This window comes from Streptomyces sp. NPDC002092 (assembly GCF_053593775.1).
This window is the reverse complement of record NZ_JBSFDG010000021.1, coordinates 110,358-130,464: the sequence shown is the minus strand read 5'-3', so window position 1 is coordinate 130,464 and position 20,107 is coordinate 110,358. Positions and strand designations below refer to the sequence as shown.

The 20,107-nt window shown below is 69.4% G+C and carries 18 protein-coding genes and 5 tRNA genes; 13 read left to right on the top strand and 10 right to left on the bottom strand.

The window, feature by feature from the left end; all coding sequences use genetic code 11:
* Positions 1–77: 77 nt before the first annotated feature.
* The 8 genes from ACWCRD_RS37680 to ACWCRD_RS37645 all read right to left on the bottom strand — a co-directional run bounded on the left by ACWCRD_RS37680 (position 78) and on the right by ACWCRD_RS37645 (position 10,670).
* On the bottom strand, positions 78–659 hold the full coding sequence (locus ACWCRD_RS37680) for a GTP-binding protein (RefSeq protein WP_026248371.1): 582 nt from the start codon (positions 657–659) through the stop codon (positions 78–80).
* Positions 640–1,233 carry a DUF742 domain-containing protein gene (locus tag ACWCRD_RS37675; RefSeq protein ID WP_030942992.1) on the bottom strand — a complete coding sequence of 198 codons (594 nt, stop codon included), beginning with the start codon at positions 1,231–1,233 and terminating at the stop codon, positions 640–642. The genes ACWCRD_RS37680 and ACWCRD_RS37675 overlap by 20 nt, the downstream gene beginning before the upstream one ends.
* A gap of 98 nt (positions 1,234–1,331) precedes the next feature.
* A complete protein-coding gene (locus ACWCRD_RS37670; RefSeq protein ID WP_005479603.1) occupies positions 1,332–1,745 on the bottom strand; it encodes a roadblock/LC7 domain-containing protein in 414 nt (137 codons plus the stop codon).
* Between the two features lie 10 nt (positions 1,746–1,755).
* The gene (locus tag ACWCRD_RS37665; protein WP_450970187.1) at positions 1,756–5,049 is read right to left on the bottom strand and encodes a nitrate- and nitrite sensing domain-containing protein; all 3,294 of its coding nucleotides are present in this window, start codon (positions 5,047–5,049) and stop codon (positions 1,756–1,758) included.
* Between the two features lie 387 nt (positions 5,050–5,436).
* A complete protein-coding gene (locus ACWCRD_RS37660; RefSeq protein WP_115905688.1) occupies positions 5,437–6,012 on the bottom strand; it encodes a GTP-binding protein in 576 nt (191 codons plus the stop codon).
* The gene (locus tag ACWCRD_RS37655; protein ID WP_030943001.1) at positions 5,993–6,388 is read right to left on the bottom strand and encodes a DUF742 domain-containing protein; all 396 of its coding nucleotides are present in this window, start codon (positions 6,386–6,388) and stop codon (positions 5,993–5,995) included. Before ACWCRD_RS37655 ends, ACWCRD_RS37660 begins: the two co-directional genes overlap by 20 nt.
* Before the next feature lie 109 nt (positions 6,389–6,497).
* Positions 6,498–6,911, bottom strand: a complete 414-nt coding sequence (locus tag ACWCRD_RS37650) for a roadblock/LC7 domain-containing protein (RefSeq protein ID WP_003973453.1) — start codon at positions 6,909–6,911, stop codon at positions 6,498–6,500.
* Positions 6,912–6,920: 9 nt separating this feature from the next.
* On the bottom strand, positions 6,921–10,670 hold the full coding sequence (locus ACWCRD_RS37645) for a nitrate- and nitrite sensing domain-containing protein (protein WP_450970186.1): 3,750 nt from the start codon (positions 10,668–10,670) through the stop codon (positions 6,921–6,923).
* A gap of 600 nt (positions 10,671–11,270) precedes the next feature.
* Here ACWCRD_RS37645 and ACWCRD_RS37640 point away from each other — a divergent pair.
* The 9 genes from ACWCRD_RS37640 to ACWCRD_RS37600 all read left to right on the top strand — a co-directional run bounded on the left by ACWCRD_RS37640 (position 11,271) and on the right by ACWCRD_RS37600 (position 15,295).
* Positions 11,271–11,459: a hypothetical protein gene (locus tag ACWCRD_RS37640; protein WP_390699003.1), complete on the top strand. Its 189-nt coding sequence runs from the start codon at positions 11,271–11,273 to the stop codon at positions 11,457–11,459.
* Between the two features lie 127 nt (positions 11,460–11,586).
* Entirely contained in the window at positions 11,587–12,372 is a 786-nt protein-coding gene (locus ACWCRD_RS37635) for a fumarylacetoacetate hydrolase family protein (RefSeq protein ID WP_450970185.1), read from the top strand.
* On the top strand, positions 12,365–13,852 hold the full coding sequence (gene gltX / locus ACWCRD_RS37630) for a glutamate--tRNA ligase (RefSeq protein WP_450970184.1): 1,488 nt from the start codon (positions 12,365–12,367) through the stop codon (positions 13,850–13,852). The genes ACWCRD_RS37635 and gltX overlap by 8 nt, the downstream gene beginning before the upstream one ends.
* Before the next feature lie 129 nt (positions 13,853–13,981).
* Positions 13,982–14,713 (top strand): HAD family hydrolase, encoded by a 732-nt coding sequence (locus tag ACWCRD_RS37625; protein WP_450970183.1) that lies wholly within the window; start codon positions 13,982–13,984, stop codon positions 14,711–14,713.
* 91 nt (positions 14,714–14,804) lie between these two features.
* Positions 14,805–14,876 (top strand) — tRNA-Gln (locus ACWCRD_RS37620).
* 39 nt (positions 14,877–14,915) lie between these two features.
* A tRNA-Glu gene (locus ACWCRD_RS37615) sits at positions 14,916–14,988 on the top strand.
* Between the two features lie 29 nt (positions 14,989–15,017).
* Positions 15,018–15,090 (top strand) — tRNA-Glu (locus ACWCRD_RS37610).
* 20 nt (positions 15,091–15,110) lie between these two features.
* A tRNA-Gln gene (locus ACWCRD_RS37605) sits at positions 15,111–15,182 on the top strand.
* Positions 15,183–15,222: 40 nt separating this feature from the next.
* Positions 15,223–15,295: transfer RNA gene (locus tag ACWCRD_RS37600), tRNA-Glu, on the top strand.
* 50 nt (positions 15,296–15,345) lie between these two features.
* On the opposite strand, the gene ACWCRD_RS37595 is transcribed toward ACWCRD_RS37600, so the two are convergent.
* A complete protein-coding gene (locus tag ACWCRD_RS37595) occupies positions 15,346–15,990 on the bottom strand; it encodes a MerR family transcriptional regulator (protein ID WP_450970182.1) in 645 nt (214 codons plus the stop codon).
* A gap of 84 nt (positions 15,991–16,074) precedes the next feature.
* Between ACWCRD_RS37595 and ACWCRD_RS37590 the strand changes: the two genes are divergently transcribed.
* Positions 16,075–16,584 (top strand): DUF4188 domain-containing protein, encoded by a 510-nt coding sequence (locus tag ACWCRD_RS37590; RefSeq protein WP_450970215.1) that lies wholly within the window; start codon positions 16,075–16,077, stop codon positions 16,582–16,584.
* Between the two features lie 85 nt (positions 16,585–16,669).
* Here the strand turns inward: ACWCRD_RS37590 and ndgR are convergent, their stop codons facing one another.
* On the bottom strand, positions 16,670–17,386 hold the full coding sequence (gene ndgR, locus ACWCRD_RS37585) for an IclR family transcriptional regulator NdgR (RefSeq protein ID WP_015036427.1): 717 nt from the start codon (positions 17,384–17,386) through the stop codon (positions 16,670–16,672).
* 188 nt (positions 17,387–17,574) lie between these two features.
* Here ndgR and leuC point away from each other — a divergent pair, with 188 nt between their 5' ends.
* The 3 genes from leuC (at position 17,575) to ACWCRD_RS37570 (ending at position 20,100) form a co-directional block, all read left to right on the top strand.
* The gene (leuC, locus tag ACWCRD_RS37580) at positions 17,575–19,005 is read left to right on the top strand and encodes a 3-isopropylmalate dehydratase large subunit (protein ID WP_450970181.1); all 1,431 of its coding nucleotides are present in this window, start codon (positions 17,575–17,577) and stop codon (positions 19,003–19,005) included.
* Positions 19,006–19,010: 5 nt separating this feature from the next.
* Positions 19,011–19,604, top strand: coding sequence for a 3-isopropylmalate dehydratase small subunit (gene leuD, locus ACWCRD_RS37575; RefSeq protein WP_450970180.1), 594 nt, complete (start codon positions 19,011–19,013; stop codon positions 19,602–19,604).
* A 265-nt stretch (positions 19,605–19,869) separates the two neighbouring features.
* Positions 19,870–20,100, top strand: coding sequence for an SCO5555 family protein (locus ACWCRD_RS37570; RefSeq protein ID WP_030943037.1), 231 nt, complete (start codon positions 19,870–19,872; stop codon positions 20,098–20,100).
* Positions 20,101–20,107: the final 7 nt, after the last annotated feature.

Here is a 20,107-nt window from a genome sequence, read left to right as displayed (position 1 = left end):
ACTGCGCGACAAACCACAGACTGCCCGCAGACGGCCGACAACCGTCCGGGGCAGCCCGGTAGCCGCAAAGGAAATACTTACCGCAAGCGAGCCATCAACGCATGCTCCACAAGCGTGATCAGCGCCGACTTCGCATCCGCCCGGTGCCGGGCATCGGTGGTGATGATCGGCGTGTCAGGCCCGATCTGCAGCGCCTCACGGACCTCGTCCGGGTTGTACGGCTGATTCCCGTCGAACCCGTTCAGCGCGATCACGAACGGCAGACCGGAGTTCTCGAAGTAGTCGACCGCCGGGAAGCAGTCGGCAAGGCGCCTGGTGTCAACCAGGACGATGGCACCGATCGCACCGCGCACCAGGTCGTCCCACATGAACCAGAACCGGTCCTGACCGGGGGTGCCGAACAGGTACAGGATCAGGTCCTGGTCCAGGGTGATACGGCCGAAGTCCATGGCCACCGTGGTGGTGGTCTTGTCCCCGGTGTGGGTGAGGTCGTCGATGCCTGCCGAAGCAGACGTCATGACGGCCTCGGTACGCAGCGGGTTGATCTCCGAGACGGCCCCGACGAACGTGGTCTTGCCCACGCCGAAGCCACCCGCCACCACGATCTTCGCCGAGGTGGTGGAGCGGGAAGGACCGCCGCTAGAGCTTGCGAAGTCCACTGAGCACCCTTTCGAGCAGTGTCACGTCTGGCTGGCCGCCGGCGTTCTCGTCGCCGCCGGGCTGATGGATGGCGACCAGTCCCGCCTCCGCCAAGTCGGCGACGAGGATCCTGGCCACGCCGAGAGGGATCGTCAGGAGGGCGGAGATTTCCGCCACCGACTTGATCTCGCGGCAGAGGTTGCAGATCCGCTGATGCTCGGGCAGCTGGCCCTGCATCTGGTGCGGCTGCGCGGTGGTGTGCACCAGCGCCTCGATGGCGAGCTGGTAGCGCGGGCGGGTCCGGCCGCCGGTCATGGCGTACGGACGCACCAGGGGATTGTTCGACGACCCTGCGGGCGCCGGCTCGGGAGCGCGTCGCTGCGGCTGCACGGGCTGGATACGCGGCGCCGGCGGCTGGTCGTACGGTGAAGGCCCGGGGCCTTGCGGACCCTGGGGCGCATACGGGTGCTGACGCCGCTGGCTCGGGGTGGAGGGGAAGTTGTAGCGGTTCGGGTTCTGGGAACCGCCGCCCTGGCCCTGGGCAGGGCCGTACGACCAGTTGCCCGAATTCGAACCGCCTGGGGGTGTTGCCACTCTCTTCTCCTCCTCCGACCGTGCCGGGCACCCAATGCCTGTGGAGCCGCGTCCCGAAACCTTACGGCCCCGGGACGCCAAAACGCACCGTCTGTTTGTCAGTTGAGCAGGCTGCCCTGGAGCTCCGCACGAAGATCCGGTGTGAGGACCGTACCGGCACGGTCCACCAGAAGAGCCATCTCGTACCCGATGAGGCCGATGTCCGCCTCGGGGTGGGCCAGCACCGCGAGCGAGGAACCGTCGGATACGGACATGATGAAGAGGAATCCCCGCTCCATCTCCACAACCGTCTGGTTCACGCTTCCGCCCTCGAAGATGCGCGAGGCACCCGCGGTCAGCGAGGTCAGACCCGACGCGACGGCCGCCAGCTGGTCGGCGCGGTCGCGCGGAAACCCTTCGGACATCGCCAGAAGGAGTCCATCGGCGGAGACCACCACGGTGTGGGACACCCCCGGGGTGTTGTCCACGAAGTTGGTGATCAACCAGTTCAGGTTCTGTGCCGCCTGGCTCATCGGGCTCACACTAACGCTCCTGGTTGTAGGTGCTGTCAGGACCGAAGCCCTGACCGTTCGTTTCACTGCTCGCGTTGCGTCCGCGCTGGACGCCCCGACGCAGGTTGCTCAGCCGGCCCCGGACGTCCTCCGGGGCGCGGGAGACCTGTGGGCCGCCCTGGGGGGTGGTCTCGGCGGCTCCCTCGACCAGGTTGGCCTTGGGCACCCGCCGCGGCAGGCCGGAGGAGGTGACCCCGCCCGCCTTGGGCTTCCGGAGCGCGGAGGCCTGCTGCCAGCGCTCGTCGTTCGCCGAACGCCAGTCGCGGGTGCCGTCGCCGTTGCTCTCCGGCTTGGGGGCCGGCGCATCCTGGCTCACGTGCCGCGCGCCGTTCGGACCGCTCGCACCGCTCGTGCCGTTCGCACCTCCCGCGAACGATCCCCGGCGGGGCAGTCCGGCGTCGGTCAGCGCGTGGGCGGCGGAAGAGGCCGGTCCCGGACGGTCGAAGCCTACGCGGTCACGCTCGCTCACGTCAGCGGCCTGCGCAGATTCCGCTTCCGGAGCGTACTCGGACGAGTAGCCGTTCTGGTAGCCGTCCTGCTGCGGCCAGTCGTCCTGCTGGCGGCGCTCCTGGAAGGCCGGGAAGGACTCCGGGGCGGAGGCGCGCTCCTCGCGGACGGGTTCCGCATAGGAGGGCTCGGGGTAGCCGCCGTTTGACGAGAACGTGTCGTTGTGCGGAAGCCCGCCGTTCGGCGCGTAGTACGGCTCGTCGTACGACGGGCGCGGCGCCGGCTCGTCATACGCGGGGCGCTGCTGCTCCTCGTACGGAGTCTGCTGCGGCTCGTCGTAGGCCGGGCGCGGGTCGTAGCCGCCGGGCTGCTGCTCGGGGAAGCCGCCGAGGCCGTTGTCGTAGGACGGCTGGTCGAACGCGTCGGCGTAGGGGCTCTCGGGGGACTCCTGGGCCGGCTGGTCCTGCGCCTGGGCCTCCAGGGCCGCACGGCGCTCCTCGCGCATCAGCGAGCGGCCGACGGGGTCCAGCTCGCGTATGTCGTCCGGGACGTCGGCGTAGCGGGTGTCGTCGAAGCCGAGCTCCGCGGCCGTGCGCATCGGCAGGCCGTTGTTGAAGTCCTCACCCTGGTAGCTCTGCTCCGGGATGATCTGCGAGACCGTGAACTCGTCGCGCGGCTGCTGCTGCTCGCCGCCACCGCCGTGGGTGATCGCGTCCGGCAGCATGACCAGCGAGGTGGTGCCGGCCTGCTCGCCGGAGGGGCGCAGCTGGACCCGGATGCCGTGCCGGTCGGACAGCCGGCCGACCACGAACAGGCCCATGCGCTGGGATATCGCCGCGTCGACGGTGGGCGGGTTCGCGAGCTTGTGGTTGATGTCCGCGAAGTCCTCGGCGGTCAGGCCGATGCCCTTGTCGTGGATCTCGATCATGATGCGGCCGTCGGGCAGCCGGGTCGCGGTGACGCGGACCTTGGTCTGCGGGGAGGAGAACGTCGTCGCGTTCTCCAGCAGCTCCGCGAGCAGGTGCACGAGGTCGGTGACCGCGCGGCCGTGGATCTCGGCCTCCGGCACGCCCGACAGCTCGATGCGCTCGTACTGCTCCACCTCGGAGGAGGCGGCGCGCACCACGTCGATGAGCGGGACCGGCTGGTCCCAGCGGCGGCCGGGCTCCTCGCCGGCGAGGACCAGGAGGTTCTCGCCGTTGCGGCGCATACGGGTCGCGAGGTGGTCCAGGCGGAAGAGGTTCTCCAGCTGGTCCGGGTCGGCCTCGTTGTTCTCCAGGTCGGTGATCAGGGTCAGCTGGCCCTCGATCAGCGACTGGTTGCGGCGCGAGAGGTTGGTGAAGATCGCGTTGATGTTGCCCCGCAGCAGGGCCTGCTCGGCGGCGAGCCGGACCGCCTCGCGGTGGACCTGGTCGAAGGCGCGGGCGACCTCGCCGATCTCGTCGCGGGTGTTGATCGGGATGGGCTGTACGCGGGTGTCGACACGGCCCGGGTCGGTGCGCGAGAGCTGGTCGACCAGCATCGGCAGCCGCTGCTCGGCGATGCCGAAGGCGGCGTTGCGCAGCTGGCGCATCGAGCGGGACATCTGGCGGGCCACGGCACCGGCCAGGATGAACGCGAGAAGCAGGGCGACAATGACGGCGGCACCCGTGATCAGGGCGTCACGCTTGGCGTTGTCGGCGATGTTCGAGGCCTCGTTCACGGCCTTGTCGGCCATGTCCGCCTGGATCTTGCGGTACACGTCGGCCCGGAGGGTGGTGACCCCCCACCAGTTCTCGGCGGTGATGCCCTTCGCGGCGAGCACGGCGCGGTCGGCGGTGTCGGTGGACTGCAGCGACGACAGGGCCGTGACCATGGCGGTCGGGTCGGACGGCGGCGGCACGTACGCCTGGTTGTTGGCGGCTGCCTGCGCGGCGGCCTGCTTGGCCTGGGCGACGCCCTCGGCCTTGGCCTTCGTCTCGAGGTCGACGAGCTTCTGCGCGTCCGCCTCGGTGCCGCCCGCCTTGTACTCCTCGATGGCGATGCCTTCGAGGTAGGCGTAGGAGGAGAGGGCGACGCGCTGCTTGGCGAGGTCGTCCTTCTTGGGGCCGGGCGCGATCAGCAGATGCATGCCGATCGACCGCTCCAGGGACAGGGCGGCCTGGGTGAGCGAGATGGCGTAGACGGTCCGGCCGTAGCTGGTGATGTTGCCCGTGCCCAGGCCCAGCTCGTTGGCGAACTCCATCAGGGGGTGGGCGACGGCGACGTAGCCCTCCTCGGTCTGCACTCCGTGGACCTTGGAGGAGTACGCGGTCGCGCGCAGGGTGGCCAGCTGCGGCTCGGCCTGGCGGAACAGCTTGAGGCGGCGCAGCAGGCCGGACTTCTGCGGCATGTGCTGCGCCGCCGCGTCGAAGGCGTCGGCTGCGTCGTTGGTGGCCTTGCGGGCCGCGTCGACGGTCGCCTTGTCCTTGGCGGTCGCGCTCTTGCCCTTGAGCAGCGGTGCCGCGGTGATGTCGCGCTCGTTGTTCACCGCGTTGGCATAGGTCAGCGAGGCCCGCACCAGTCGTGCGGTGTTCTCCGCGTCCTGTGCCTCCTGCCAGGTGTCGATCGAGCTCTTCACCTGGAAGCCGCCCATGACGAGCCCGACCGTCACGGGTATGAGCAGGATCGCGTTCAGCCGGGTCGGCACCCGCCAGTTGCGGGGGGAGAAACGACCGCCGCTCGGAGCGGGTACGGCCGTCGGTTCCGAACCGGGCACAGGGGCGGGCGCCGCTCCGCGCGGCGGCGGGGTGAAGTTGCCCCGGGCCGACGGCTCGGGACCGTTCTTGCTTCGCCTCACTCGACCAACAACCTCTCGGCGGCGGGCACCAACGTTGTGCCGCAGTGTCTCAGAGCCCAGTACGCCATTGAGTACGCAGTACTACCGAGTACGTCTTTGACTATTGGGCAGTTCAGGCATTCCAGCACGACGACCTGCGCTCTTCCAAACAGTGGAAAGCGAGGATTCCGTGTGATGTAAGCCCCAGATAAAACGGTCATAAAGAACGAGCCCCGCCAAAAGACGGGGCTGATGTGAGCGCAGTGAGACCGTTTGGCAACGACGCGTGGCCGTGCCACCCGATTCCTCTGCCGAAACGTTATGAACACCGGGGCCGACCGTGTCAAAGGCCACAGCCGGCTCCGATGCGTCTACGACAACTGCCGTATGGCATGGCTGATTTGGGTGTTACCTCAGCCGTGCCATGAGAGCGTGCTCGACCAGCGTGATCAGCGCACTCTTGGCATCCGCGCGGTGCCGGGCGTCCGTCGTGATGATCGGGGTGTCCGGACCGATCTGCAGCGCCTCGCGCACCTCCTCGGGAGCATACGGCTGGTGCCCGTCGAAGCCGTTCAGCGCGACGACGAAGGGCAGGCCGCTGTTCTCGAAGTAGTCGACCGCGGGGAAGCAGTCCGCCAGGCGCCGGGTGTCCACGAGCACCACCGCGCCGATCGCACCGCGTACCAGGTCGTCCCACATGAACCAGAACCGGTCCTGACCCGGCGTACCGAAGAGGTACAGGATCAGGTCCTGGTCCAGGGTGATACGGCCGAAGTCCATGGCCACCGTGGTGGTGGTCTTGTCCCCGGTGTGGGTGAGGTCGTCGATGCCCGCTGAAGCGGAGGTCATGACGGCCTCGGTGCGCAGCGGGTTGATCTCCGAGACGGCGCCGACGAACGTGGTCTTGCCCACGCCGAAGCCGCCCGCCACCACGATCTTGGCGGAGGTGGTGGCACGACTCGGTTCAGAGCTTGCGAAGTCCACTGAGCACCCTTTCGAGCAGGGTCACGTCCGGCGCACCGGTCGTCTCGTCGCCACCAGGCTGGTGGATGGCGACGAGCCCGGCCTCGGCCAGGTCCGCGACAAGGATCCGGGCCACGCCCAGCGGCATGGACAAAAGCGCCGACACCTCTGCGACCGACTTCACCTCACGGCACAGGTGGCAGATGCGCTGGTGCTCCGGGAGTAGCCCCATGAGTGCTGCGGGGTCGGCCGTGGTGCTGATCAGCGCCTCGATGGCCAGCTGATAGCGGGGCCGGGTCCGGCCACCGGTCATCGCGTACGGACGTACCAGTGGCTGGTCGCCCTCGTCCTCGTACGGCTCCGCGTACGGATCATGAGAGGCGGTGGGCGGGGTCATGAATCCTCCGGGCGGGACAGCAAGTCGGTCGGGCTGGCCGTCTTATTGGCCGTGGGGGGATTGTGGCGGCCGGACGGTGATGTGGTGACGGGGGTGGATCCTGGGCGGGTCAGTGGAGCAGACTGCCCTGTAGTTCGGCGCGGAGATCCGGCGTGAGGACCGCACCTGCCCGGTCGACGAGCAGCGCCATCTCGTAGCCCACCAGGCCGATGTCGCACTCGGGGTGCGCGAGCACGGCCAGGGACGAGCCGTCCGAGACGGACATCAGGAAGAGAAAACCCCGCTCCATCTCGACGACCGTCTGCGCCACGTTGCCGCCCTCGAAGATCCGGGAGGCCCCGGCCGTCAGCGAGGTCAGCCCGGATGCGACGGCCGCCAGCTGATCGGCGCGGTCACGGGGGAAGCCTTCCGACATCGCCAGAAGGAGACCGTCGGCGGACACGACGACGGTGTGGGACACACCCGGGGTGTTGTCCACGAAGTTGGTGATCAACCAGTTGAGGTTCTGTGCCGCTTGGCTCATCTGGCTCAACTAACGCTCCTGCTGGTGAGTGGGGCTCGGGAAACTGCCGGTCTGGCCGGTACCGGCCTGGCGACCCTGCGCGATGCCCCGACGGAGATTGGTCAGCCGGCCGCGTACGTCGTCAGGCGCACGCGAGACCTGCGGACCGGCTTGGTGCTGTTGCTGCTGAGCCGTGCCCGGAACGAGGTTCGCCCGGGGCACCCGGCGCGGCAGGCCGGAGGTGGTGACGCCGCCCGCCGCCGGCTGCCTGACACGCTCTGCCTGCCGGACGAGATCGTCGTTCGGCGAGGTGCGCCAGGAAGAGGTGGCGGGACGCTGTGAAGCCGCGGAGTGCTGCGGGGCCGCGGGAGCGGCCGGAGCCTGCGGCTGCTGCGGGGCCGGTGCGGAGCCGTTGCTCTGCTGACCGCCCTGCTGGCCGTGGAACCAGTTGGTCTCCAGCGTGTCGTACAGCGGCGTACGGCCGTCGCCCGGACCCGGCGCCGGCGGCAGTGCCTCGGGCTCCTGGCGGACAGGACGCTGCTGCGGACGCTGGGGAGCCGGCTGCCGCGGAGCACCGAAGTCGCCGGCCGGACGCTCGAACTGCCCGGTGGAGCCGTTGTCGTAGCCCGGGGTGGCGAACTGGCCCGTCGAGCTGCCGTCGTACGCCTGCGGGCTCGCGAACTGGCCCGTGTTGGCGGGGTTGTTCGGGTTGTTCTGGTGGTTCGGGTTGTTCTGGCCGCCTCGCCCGTTCTGGCCGGACGGAGCGCCGAAGACGTCCGAGCGGACGAACTGGCCCGTGTTCTGCGAACCGTTGCTGCCCGGCTGCTGCGCCCCGAAGTCCTGGGCGGCGAACTGGCCGGTGTGCTGCGGGTTGCCCGGCGCCGGAGCACCGAAGTCGGGGCGGGCGAATTCCGAGGTGGAACCGGGGCCCTGACGGTCGTCGGACCGCGGGATGGCCGGCATCTCGGACGTCGCGTCGATGCGCGGCATCCGGGAGGTCTCGTCGTGGCCGCGCGGGGTGTCGAGCGAGGCCCGCGGCACCGGCGGCTGCGCGTTCTCGTCGCTCCAGCTCGGCCTGGACTGCGGGTTGCCGCCCGGCAGCTCGGCACGCGGACCGCCACGGCCCGGCAGCTGCGGCTGACGGCCACGCCGGCCGCGGCCCTGCTCGTTGCCCGCGTCGGCGTTGTTGGAGGACTGCGGCGATGGGGCCCCCGGCCGAGTCTGTTCGACGTTGGGGGAGGCGCCGCGAGCGCCGCCGAAGCTGTCCTGACTCATGCCCGCGGCCTGCAGACCCTGCGGCGCACCCGGCGCCTGACCGAAGCCGCCCGCACCCGCGGGAGCGGGCCGGCCCTGCTGCGGGGCTGCCGGGGACTGCGGTCCACGCGCTCCGCCGGGCGCACCCGGACGGCCGTCGCCGGCACCCGGCAGCGCGGCCCGCGGGCCCTGACCGGCACCGAGCAGACCACCACCGGAGGGAGCACCGGCACCGAGGGCGCCACCACCGGGCGCACCGGCACCGGCCTGACGCCGTGCGGCGGCCACACCCGCGGCGGCCTGCGCGGCGGCGGGACCACCGGAGCCACCGGCGCCCTGACCCGGCTTGGGCTGCGGCTTCTTGCCGCCCTGGGCGACATCGACGGGCAGCATGACCAGCGCGGTCGTACCACCGGAGTCGGACGGGCGCAGCTGGATGCGGATGCCGTGCCGCTGGGACAGCCGGCCGACCACGAACAGACCCATGCGGCGGGAGACGGAGACGTCCACGGTGGGCGGCGAGGCGAGCCGCTCGTTGATCGCCGCGAGGTCCTCGGGGGAGAGGCCGATGCCGGTGTCGTGGATCTCGATCAGGACGCGGCCGTCGGGCAGCGCGTGACCGGTGACCTTGACCTTGGTCTGCGGCGAGGAGAAGGAGGTCGCGTTCTCGAGCAGCTCGGCGAGCAGGTGCACGAGGTCGTTGACCACGCGGCCGGCGACCTCGGTGGTCGGCACGGCGGCCAGTTCGATGCGCTCGTACTGCTCCACCTCGGAGGCGGCGGCGCGGAGCACGTCGACCAGCGGGACCGGGCGGGTCCAGCGGCGGCCGGGCTCCTCACCGGCGAGGACGAGGAGGTTCTCACCGTTACGGCGCATACGCGTCGCGAGGTGGTCCAGCTTGAACAGCGAGGACAGCTGGTCCGGGTCGGCCTCACGGGACTCGAGCTCGGAGATCAGCGACAGCTGACGCTGGATGAGGCCCTGGGAGCGGCGCGAGAGGTTGGTGAACATCGCGTTGACGTTGCCCCGCAGCAGGGCCTGCTCGGCGGCGAGGCGGACCGCCTCGCGGTGCACGTCGTCGAAGGCCGCGGCCACCTGGCCGATCTCGTCCCGGGAGTGCACACCGACCGACTCGACGGAGGTGTCGACGTCCTGCGGGTCCGACTCCGACAGCTGCTTGACCAGCTCGGGCAGCCGGTCCTGGGCGACCTTGTTGGCGGTCTCCTGCAGGCGGCGCAGCGAGCGGATCATGGAGCGCGCGATGACGAAGGCGCCGACGAGGGAGACACCGAGCACGAGCAGGATCAGCGCACCGGAGATGATCGCCTCACGCTCGGAGGCGGAACGCAGCTCGCGGGCCTTCTGCTCCATGTCCTCGAGCAGCGTGTGCTCGATCTTCTTCATCTGCTCGATCTTGGTCGAGCTGTCGTCCACCCAGTCCTGGTACGAGCGCTTCGGCAGGTCGTCCAGGGCGTTCTGGGAGGCGAGGGCACGGCTGGCGTACTTGTCGCTGGCCGTGATCGTCGTGTTGTTCTCCTCGATGGGCTTGAGGAGAGCGGTGGCCTTGTCGGTGCCGTAGATGCTCCGGAAGCTGCGCAGCTCGGACTTCTGGCTCTCCAGCGCCGACTGCGCGTAGAGCCGGTCGTTCTCCGACAGGTCGCCGACCGTGGTGTTGTTCGCGGGGAGCGCCGCCGCCAGGACGGCGCGCTGCATCGACGCGTACTCCTTGGCGGAGGAGAAGGAGGCCAGGGCACGGGTGCGCTGGATCATCTCGGGGTTGCTGGTGGCCTCGGCCATGTCCTGGGAGAGGCTCAGCAGGTGCGTGACCAGGCGGTGGTAGGCCTCGACGGTCTGGGTCGAGTTGTTCTTGGCCTGGTAGGCGCTGGAGCGGATCTTCGACAGCTGTTCGAGGTCGCCGACCACGCCGACGAGGCTCTCGCGGACGCCCTGGAGCGAGCCGTCCTTGCTGGACGTGTCGATCTGCTCGGCGGAGTCGATGAAGTTGGTCTTGGCCCGGTCCGTCTTGTCCCGGTAGCCCTTGACCGTGTAGTCGCTCGCCTTGGAGCCGTGCGCCAGCGGACCGGAGGACAGGTCGCGCTCCTTCTGGAGCGCGTCGGCCAGCTCGGTGGCCTGCTTGGTCATGTCCGTCAGCAGCTTCATGTTGTCGAGCTGCTGGATTTCGTTCACGTTGTCGCTGATGCGCAGGGCGCCCAGCGAGGTGGCCGCCACCACGGGAAGCGCGAGCAGCGACACCAGGCGCGTGGAGATGCGCCAGTTGCGCAGGGCCACACGGGACCCCGGACCGCTCGGACCGCTGGGCGGCTTGACCGCCGGAGCGGCGGAGCCGGGGGACCCGGGAGGTGCCGACGCGCCGGAGCGCCCGGAGCGCTCTTGGCCGTCGCCGGACGGTGCCGGGCCCGGGTTCTGGGCGTGCTGGGGGGAGGGACTGCCGGCATTGGGGCCAGTCCCGCCGTGCGGCTCCGGCTCCGCCGAAGCACTGCCATCCCTCTTGAAACGTCCCTGCACTAGCGTCGCAACCTCTGGACCAGGCGCCCCTCCGCGTGAACGGAAAGACACGGTGTCGGCGTTTTAGGCGGCGCCCTGAATGCGCCCCCTGGGTCGTGAAGTGACCGGCGCTGGCTCCCCCTTCTCGCCGCACGCGACGCTCGTCGCGCCCCCTGTGCGCCGGCTCGATCCTGCGGCGGTCCGTGGAATTCCAGCACAGTGCCGGATCTCCAACAAGGGCCGAGCACTATGCCGTGAGGCACGTGACTGCACGTGAGTGCGGGATTACCGGACGTAGAAAGTGATTGCGTCCATAACGGACTTATGCGAGCGAGTCGCCCAGGTGGGAGCGGTGTCCCAGTCGCCATGATCAGGAGCGGAATGATGGCTTCAGGGGGTCAATGTCCGTTTCGTAGAGGTCGCCCACAAGCCTGAATTGACCGTTTTGCCTGTCACGTCGTGAGCAAACTCACATGCTGATCATGGGCTCTCCACCTCTCGGGGAGGGAATTGCATGTTTAGCCTGACGCTTTACAGGACGTAACACTTCGACAACCGCGCCTGCGCGAGGGGCCCGAGGTCCCGGCCGGGCGCCCGTAGACGACAAGGTCACGTACAACAGTGAAGACGACGATGATGTTCCGCAACATAGCCAACCCGCGGCGCACCACGCTGGCGCACCTCGAGGACGCCGACGCACTGCAGACGCCGCAGCAGCCGGAGCACTCCGTCGACCTCCCGTCCCAGACGGCCAATCCGCGCCGCACCATCCTGATGGAGGCCCCCGCCACGGCCTCCGTCGCGCAGTAGTACGCACACCGGCCGTAGATCACTCACCGCGGCCGCACACGGATCAAATGCGCGAAGTGCAGCCCCCTCACCGCGTTAGCCTGGAGCGTCAGACTCCAGCCGGCTCAAGTGAGGGGCGCAGGATCCCGTGCGCATCGCCAGGTTCTCCATCGACGGGAACGTCGCCTTCGGCGCGGTCGAGGGCGACAAGCCGGACGAGCTCGTCCTCGACATCATCAAGGGCATCCCGTTCGCGGACTTCGAGCTCTCCGGGACGAAGGTGCCGGTCAGCAAGGTCAGGCTGCTCCCGCCGGTGCTCCCGAACAAGGTCGTGGCCTTCGGCCGCAACTACGCGGAGCACGCGCGCGAACTGGGCCACGAGGTGCCCGACGCCCCGTTCGCCTTCTTCAAGCCCTCCACCTCGGTGATCGGCCCCGGTGACGAGATCCAGTACCCGTCCTTCTCCGAGGACCTGCACCACGAGGCCGAACTGGCCGTCGTCATCGGCCGTATGTGCCGCGAGGTCCCGCGCGAGCGCGTGGCCGACGTGATCTTCGGCTACACCTGCGCCAACGACGTCACCGCCCGCGATGTGCAGAAGCGCGAGAAGCAGTGGGCCCGGGCCAAGGGCTTCGACACCTCCTGCCCGCTCGGCCCCTGGGTGGAGACCGGCATCGACCTCGCCACCGCGTCCGACCTGACCGTCCAGCTCACGGTCAACGGCGAACAACGCCAGCTCGGCCGCACCAGCGAGATGATCCACCCCATCGAGGATCTGATCGTCAACATCTCCGAGGCCATGACGCTGCTCCCCGGCGACGTGATCCTCACGGGCACCCCGGCAGGCGTCGGGCCGCTCACCGTCGGCGACGAGGTCGCCGTCACCATCGAAGGCATCGGCACTCTCACCAACAAGGTTGTCAAGCGTGGCTAGCGCACCCGGCTCCCCCGTACGCGTCCGTTTCTGCCCCTCGCCCACCGGTAACCCTCATGTGGGCCTGGTCCGCACCGCCCTGTTCAACTGGGCGTTCGCCCGGCACCACCAGGGCACTCTGGTCTTCCGCATCGAGGACACCGACGCCGCCCGCGACTCCGAGGAGTCGTACAACCAGCTGCTCGACTCGATGCGCTGGCTGGGTTTCGACTGGGACGAGGGCCCCGAGGTCGGCGGCCCGCACGCGCCGTACCGCCAGTCGCAGCGCATGGACCTCTACGCCGACGTGGCGCAGAGGCTCCTCGCCGCCGGGCACGCGTACCACTGCTACTGCTCCCAGGAGGAGCTGGACACCCGCCGCGAGGCCGCCCGCGCCGCAGGCAAGCCGTCCGGCTACGACGGCCACTGCCGCGACCTCACGGCCGCGCGGGTCGAGGAGTACAAGGCCCAGGGCCGCACCCCGATCGTCCGCTTCCGGATGCCCGACGAGACGATCACCTTCACCGACCTGGTCCGCGGCGAGCTGACCTTCACGCCGGAGAACGTCCCGGACTACGGCATCGTCCGCGCGAACGGCGCCCCGCTGTACACGCTCGTCAACCCGGTCGACGACGCACTGATGGAGATCACCCACGTCCTGCGCGGCGAGGACCTGCTGTCCTCCACGCCCCGCCAGATCGCCCTCTACAAGGCGCTCATCGAGCTGGGCGTCGCCAAGGAGATCCCGCAGTTCGGCCACCTGCCGTACGTGATGGGCGAGGGCAACAAGAAGCTGTCCAAGCGTGACCCGCAGTCCTCGCTGAACCTCTACCGCGAGCGCGGCTTCCTCCCGGAGGGCCTGCTCAACTACCTGTCCCTGCTGGGCTGGTCGCTCTCCGCGGACCAGGACATCTTCACCATCGAGGAGATGGTGGCGGCCTTCGACATCGCGGACGTGAACCCCAACCCGGCCCGCTTCGACCTCAAGAAGTGCGAGGCGATCAACGCCGACCACATCCGCCTGCTGGATGTGAAGGACTTCACGGAGCGCTGCGCCCCCTGGCTCAGGGCCCCCTTCGCCCCCTGGGCGCCGGAGGACTTCGACGAGGCCAAGTGGCAGGCGGTCGCCCCGCACGCGCAGACCCGTCTGAAGGTGCTCTCGGAGATCACGGACAACGTGGACTTCCTGTTCCTCGCCGAGCCGGTCCTCGACGAGCCGTCCTGGACGAAGGCGATGAAGGAGGGCTCGGACGCCCTGCTCCGCACGGCCCGCGAAAAGCTGGAGTCGGCCGACTGGACTTCCCCCGAGTCCCTCAAGGAGGCCGTCCTGGCCGCCGGCGAGACCTACGGCCTCAAGCTCGGCAAGGCCCAGGCCCCGGTCCGCGTCGCCGTCACCGGCCGCACGGTCGGCCTGCCCCTGTTCGAGTCCCTGGAGATCCTGGGCAAGGAGAAGACCCTGGCCCGCATCGACGCGGCGCTGGTCAGGCTCACCGCAGGGTGACACCGGCCCGGTGAACTCACAGGAGGGCGGCTTCCGTCGGGGAGCCGCCCTCCTGCCGCCCGCGCCTCCCCTGCACCCACCCCGGTCAACGGAGAGACACGTCACGGCGCCGGGGGCTACCGTCGGATCATGAGCATCCGCGCCGTGGTCTGGGACGTAGACGACACCCTCTTCGACTACACCACCGCGGACCGCGTCGGCATGGGCGCGCATCTCGCCGCCGAGGGGCTGCTCGGTGGGTACGCCACCGTGGAGCAGGCGATCGCCCACTGGCGGGAGATCACCGACCAGCAGTGGGCGCGGTTCTCGGCGGGCGAGGTGACCTTCGAAGGTCAGCGCCGCGACCGCGTACGGGTGTTCCTCGGCGAGCAGCTCACCGACGCCGGGGCCGACGCCTGGTTCCGGCGCTACATGGCGCACTACGAGGCCGCCTGGGCCCTCTTCCCGGACGTCCTGCCCGCCCTGGACGCCCTCGCCGCCAGCCACCGGCACGCGGTGCTGTCCAACTCCAGCCTCACCGTCCAGGACCGCAAGCTGCGCACCCTCGGTGTGCACGACCGCTTCGAGGTCATCCTGTGCGCTGCCGAACTCGGCGTCTCCAAGCCCGAGGCCGGTGCCTTCCTGGCAGCCTGCGAGGCCCTGGAACTCGCACCGCACCAGGTCGCGTACGTCGGCGACCACCCTCAGATCGACGGGCGCGGTGCCGCCGACGCCGGGCTGCTGTCGGTGTGGATCGACCGCAACGGCCTGCAGGCCGGCGGTGATGCACCCACGGGCCCGCACCGGATCGTCTCCCTCGCCGAACTCCCTGCGGTCCTCGGCGCCGATACCCGTTTTGGAGCCCCGTCCACCTTCGGGTAATGTTCTTCCTGCGCCGCCGGAGAGCGGGCCGAAAGGCCGGGAACCGGAGGAGCGAACTAGAACAAGATCCCCGCAGGGGCTTGCGTTCCAGTGGCCTATGGTGTAATTGGCAGCACGACTGATTCTGGTTCAGTTAGTCTTGGTTCGAGTCCAGGTAGGCCAGCTCGCGGAGCTCATCCGCACTGCGGATGTCATCCGCTAAGCCCCCGTTGTGTAGCGGCCTAGCACGCTGCCCTCTCAAGGCAGTAGCGCCGGTTCGAATCCGGTCGGGGGTACTGATCTCGAACAACTCGGGATCGCTAGGGCCCCCGTTGTGTAGCGGCCTAGCACGCCGCCCTCTCAAGGCGGTAGCGCCGGTTCGAATCCGGTCGGGGGTACAAACTGGTCTAAACCACATTGGTCTATGGTGTAATTGGCAGCACGACTGATTCTGGTTCAGTTAGTCTTGGTTCGAGTCCAGGTAGACCAGCTCGGATCTGCGGTGCAGTACCAACGCTCGCAAGATCCTCGCCCCCGTTGTGTAGCGGCCTAGCACGCCGCCCTCTCAAGGCGGTAGCGCCGGTTCGAATCCGGTCGGGGGTACGTCATGAAGGCCCTTCGCTTCGGCGGAGGGCCTTTGTCGTGCCCGGGGCTCATTCGAAGCCGTACCGCCGCGACGACTCCTCCTCCTGGGCCAGCCGGTGCAGCGCCCGCATCGCCGGTTCATTGAGGATCGCCCCCAGGACGGCGAACTCGGTCTGCTCCGCCTGGGACGGGTGCGTCTCCATGAGGTCCAGGTCGAGTACGGCTGTCCGGTGCATCAACTCGGCGTACGGTACGAGTTGTTCGGCCCCCCAGCCATAGCCGAGCCGGCGGAAGGCGGCCACCGCCACCACCAGCGAGCGGTACGCGGGGGAGATGGTCGCGAGCCGCTTGGCGTTCTCCCAGCCGAGCCGGTCCAGCAGCACGTCGACCTCCTGGTGCGCGGCCCGGACGTACTCGTCGTCCTCGTCCGGCTCCGGCACCTGCGGCAGCGCCCAGAGCGCCGCGCCCAGGCGGATGGTACGGGGCAGGGAGTCGTCGTCCACATGCTCCAGCACCTCCCGGACCGTCGCCACCGGCACCCGGCCGATCTGGATCATCGCGCGCACCAGCCGCAGCCGCCGCAGGTGCTCCTCGTCGTACTCGGCGGTGGTCGCGTTGATCTGGCGGCCGGGCATCAACAGGCCTTCGCGCAGGTAGTACTTGATCGTCGCGGCGGACACACCGCTGTGTCTGCTCAGTTCGGCGAGCCGCATGTCTTGCGCCCCTTCTCGGATACCGGCACTATCCAATCATTGCCAGTCGGATAGCGCTGCTCGCCAACGAGGGGGGAAATGGCCATGGTGTCCCGTACGACGGCCGACGCGAAGGGCGATGTCGTCGTCCTGCTGATCGGTATGCGCATCAACCGCTTCTGGGCCGTCCATCTGTGGCTGCCGGTACTGCTCGGGATGTTCCGCATGCTGCGGGAGCTGGCGAAAGATCCCGCGCGGGGCCTGCTCAGCCGCGTCCTGCTGTCGGCCTCGCCCCGCACGTACTGCGTCGTGCAGTACTGGGAGTCCAAGGAGAAGCTGTACGCCTACGCGACCGCGCCGGACGCCTTCCACCACACGGCGTGGGCCGCGATCAACCGCAAGGAGCGCAGCGGGAAGCTGCGCGGGCAGGTGGGGATCTGGCACGAGACGTACGTCGTGCCGGAGGGCTCGTACGAGGCGATCTACGGGGACATGCCGGCCTTCGGCCTCGCGGCCGCGCATGGACAGATCCCGCTGGAGAAGCGGGGCCGGTACGCGAAGGACCGGCTCGCCTTCCGCTCGCCGCAGGAGGCGGCGGCCGAGAAGACCGGGTGACCAGGGGGGATCGGGGGAGCGGGGAGGGCCTGCCGCGGCGTTGAGGCGGGCTCTCCCTGCTGACGTCTCCCCATGGTCCCGGGTGTCAGCCGGTGCGGCGCAGCGCCTCGGAGAGGCGGGCGGCGGCGTCGATGACCGCCTGGGCGTGCATACGGCCCGGGTGGCGCGTCAGGCGCTCGATGGGGCCGGAGACCGATACGGCGGCCACCACGCGGTTGGACGGGCCGCGTACGGGCGCGGAGACGGACGCGACGCCCGGTTCCCGCTCGCCGATGGACTGGGCCCAGCCGCGGCGTCGTACCCCCGAGAGGGCGGTGGCCGTGAAGCGGGCGCCCTGCAGGCCCCGGTGCAGGCGCTCGGGCTCCTCCCAGGCCATCAGGATCTGCGCCGAGGAACCGGCCTTCATCGTGAGCGTCGAGCCGACCGGGACGGTGTCCCGAAGTCCGGACAGGCGCTCCGCCGCGGCGACGCAGATGCGCATGTCGCCCTGGCGGCGGTAGAGCTGGGCGCTCTCGCCCGTGACGTCCCGCAGATGCGTGAGCACCGGGCCCGCGGTCGCGAGGAGACGGTCCTCGCCGGCGGCCGCAGCCAGCTCCGCCAGGCGCGGGCCGAGAATGAAACGGCCCTGCATGTCGCGTGCCACCATACGGTGGTGCTCCAGGGCCACGGCCAGTCTGTGGGCCGTAGGTCGTGCCAGTCCGGTGGCCGCCACCAGTCCCGCGAGGGTGGCCGGTCCGGACTCCAGGGCGCTGAGGACAAGGGCTGCCTTGTCCAGAACGCCCACGCCGCTGCTGTTGTCCATGAAACGATACTCACGTCTCACTCTGTGAAACGCAAGTTCCTTTTTTCGTGAGACGCGCAACCCTTGTATGCACAGCGGCCCGCTGACCGAACGGGCCGGATGACGGACGCCCGTGAACTGGGGCCGGGTGCCGTCTCCTCAAGATCTCTAGTTGGGCCGGTGGACGTTTGCCGGCCGGAGGGAAAGCGATGGGTAGGACACTCGCGGAGAAGGTCTGGGACGACCACGTCGTCCGGCGCGCCGAGGGCGAGCCCGACCTCCTCTTCATCGATCTCCACCTCCTGCACGAGGTGACCAGCCCGCAGGCCTTCGACGGCCTGCGCAAGAGCGGCCGCCCGGTGCGCCGTCTCGACCTCACCATCGCGACCGAGGACCACAACACCCCGACCCTCGACATCGACAAGCCGATCGCGGACCCGGTCTCCCGGGTCCAGCTGGAGACGCTGCGCAAGAACGCCGCCGAGTTCGGCGTACGGCTGCACCCGCTGGGCGACGTCGAGCAGGGCGTCGTGCACGTCGTCGGCCCGCAGCTGGGTCTGACCCAGCCCGGCATGACGGTCGTGTGCGGTGACTCGCACACCTCCACGCACGGCGCCTTCGGCGCGCTGGCGTTCGGCATCGGCACCTCGCAGGTCGAGCACGTGCTGGCCACCCAGACGCTGCCGCTGGCCCGTCCGAAGACCATGGCGATCACGGTCGACGGCGAACTGCCCGAGGGTGTCACGGCCAAGGACCTGATCCTGGCGATCATCGCCAAGATCGGTACCGGCGGCGGCCAGGGCTACATCCTGGAGTACCGCGGCTCCGCCATCGAGAAGCTCTCGATGGAGGCCCGGATGACCATCTGCAACATGTCGATCGAGGCCGGCGCCCGCGCGGGCATGATCGCCCCCGACGAGACCACCTTCGAGTACATCAAGGGCCGCGCCCACGCCCCGGAGGGCGAGGACTGGGACGCCGCGGTCGCGTACTGGAAGACGCTGAAGACGGACGAGGACGCCGAGTTCGACGCCGAGGTCGTCATCGACGCCGCTTCGCTGTCGCCGTTCGTCACCTGGGGCACCAACCCGGGCCAGGGCGCGCCGCTTTCGGCGTCCGTCCCCGACCCGGCTTCGTACGAAGACGCTTCGGAGCGCCTCGCCGCCGAAAAGGCCCTGGAATACATGGGGTTGGAGGCCGGACAGGCGCTGCGCTCCATCAAGGTGGACACCGTCTTCGTAGGCTCCTGCACCAACGGTCGCATCGAGGACCTGCGCGCCGCGGCCGCGATCGTCGAGGGCCGCAAAGTCGCCGACGGCGTACGGATGCTGGTCGTCCCGGGCTCCGCGCGGGTCGGTCTGCAGGCCGTCTCCGAGGGGCTGGACGTGGTCTTCAAGGAGGCCGGCGCCGAATGGCGGCACGCGGGCTGCTCGATGTGCCTGGGCATGAACCCCGACCAGCTGGCCCCGGGTGAGCGCTCCGCGTCCACCTCCAACCGCAACTTCGAAGGCCGACAGGGCAAGGGCGGTCGTACGCACCTGGTGTCGCCGCAGGTCGCCGCCGCGACGGCGGTCCTGGGCCACCTGGCCTCCCCGGCCGACCTGTCCGACGCCGAGACCCGTACGCCCGCTGGAGTCTGAGAGTCATGGAAGCATTCACCACGCACACCGGCCGGGCCGTCCCGCTGCGCCGCTCCAACGTCGACACCGACCAGATCATCCCTGCTCACTGGCTCAAGAAGGTCACGAGGGACGGTTTCGAGGACGGGCTGTTCGAGGCCTGGCGCAAGGACGAGACCTTCATCCTCAACCGCCCCGAGCGGCAGGGCGCCACGGTCCTGGTCGCCGGCCCCGACTTCGGCACCGGCTCCTCCCGTGAGCACGCCGTGTGGGCGCTGCAGAACTACGGCTTCAAGGCCGTGATCTCCTCCCGCTTCGCCGACATCTTCCGCGGCAACTCGCTGAAGAACGGCCTGCTCACGGTCGTTCTGGAGCAGAAGATCGTGGACGCGCTGCAGGAGCTCTCCGAGAAGGACCCGCAGGCCGAGATCACCGTCGACCTGGAGGCCCGCGAGGTGCGCGCCGAGGGCATCACCGCATCCTTCGAGCTGGACGAGAACTCCCGCTGGCGGCTGCTGAACGGGCTGGACGACATCTCCATCACCCTCCAGAACGAGGCCGACATCGCCGCGTACGAGGCCAAGCGCCCGTCGTACAAGCCGCGGACGCTCAAGGTCTGATCCGGAGCCCCTGAGCAGGTCGGGTTTCGGCCACCTGAACACCCCCTCTGTACCCCCGATCAGCCCGATCGGGGGTACAGCCGTGTCCGGGCCCAAGTGACCTCGGGCGCGCTCGGGCCCGTTCCCAACTTCCCACGTTACGACGGTTGTTGCCGGGGTAGCCGAGTTGTGAAGACGCGACTTCCGCCGAAGCCCGGAAGGCCGTTTGAGGCATCAGTTGCGACCCCCGCAGGCGACAACTCGCCCCAGATGGCACAATCTGTGCATGGAACACGACGGCCAACTCGAGCTCTATGCGGCAGTCGCGGACCAACTGAAGGAAGCGCACTCAAGGGTGCGCGCACTGCAAGTCCCGGAGGGCGTACGGATGGCGCTGACCCGGAAGCTGCTGGTCATTACGGCCGCGGCCAAGCACGATCTCGCCGACGCGGCAAGGCGGCTGGAGGCGTTCACCGTGGACCTCGACGAGGGTCGATTCCCCGAAGAGGACCGCTGAACGCGTT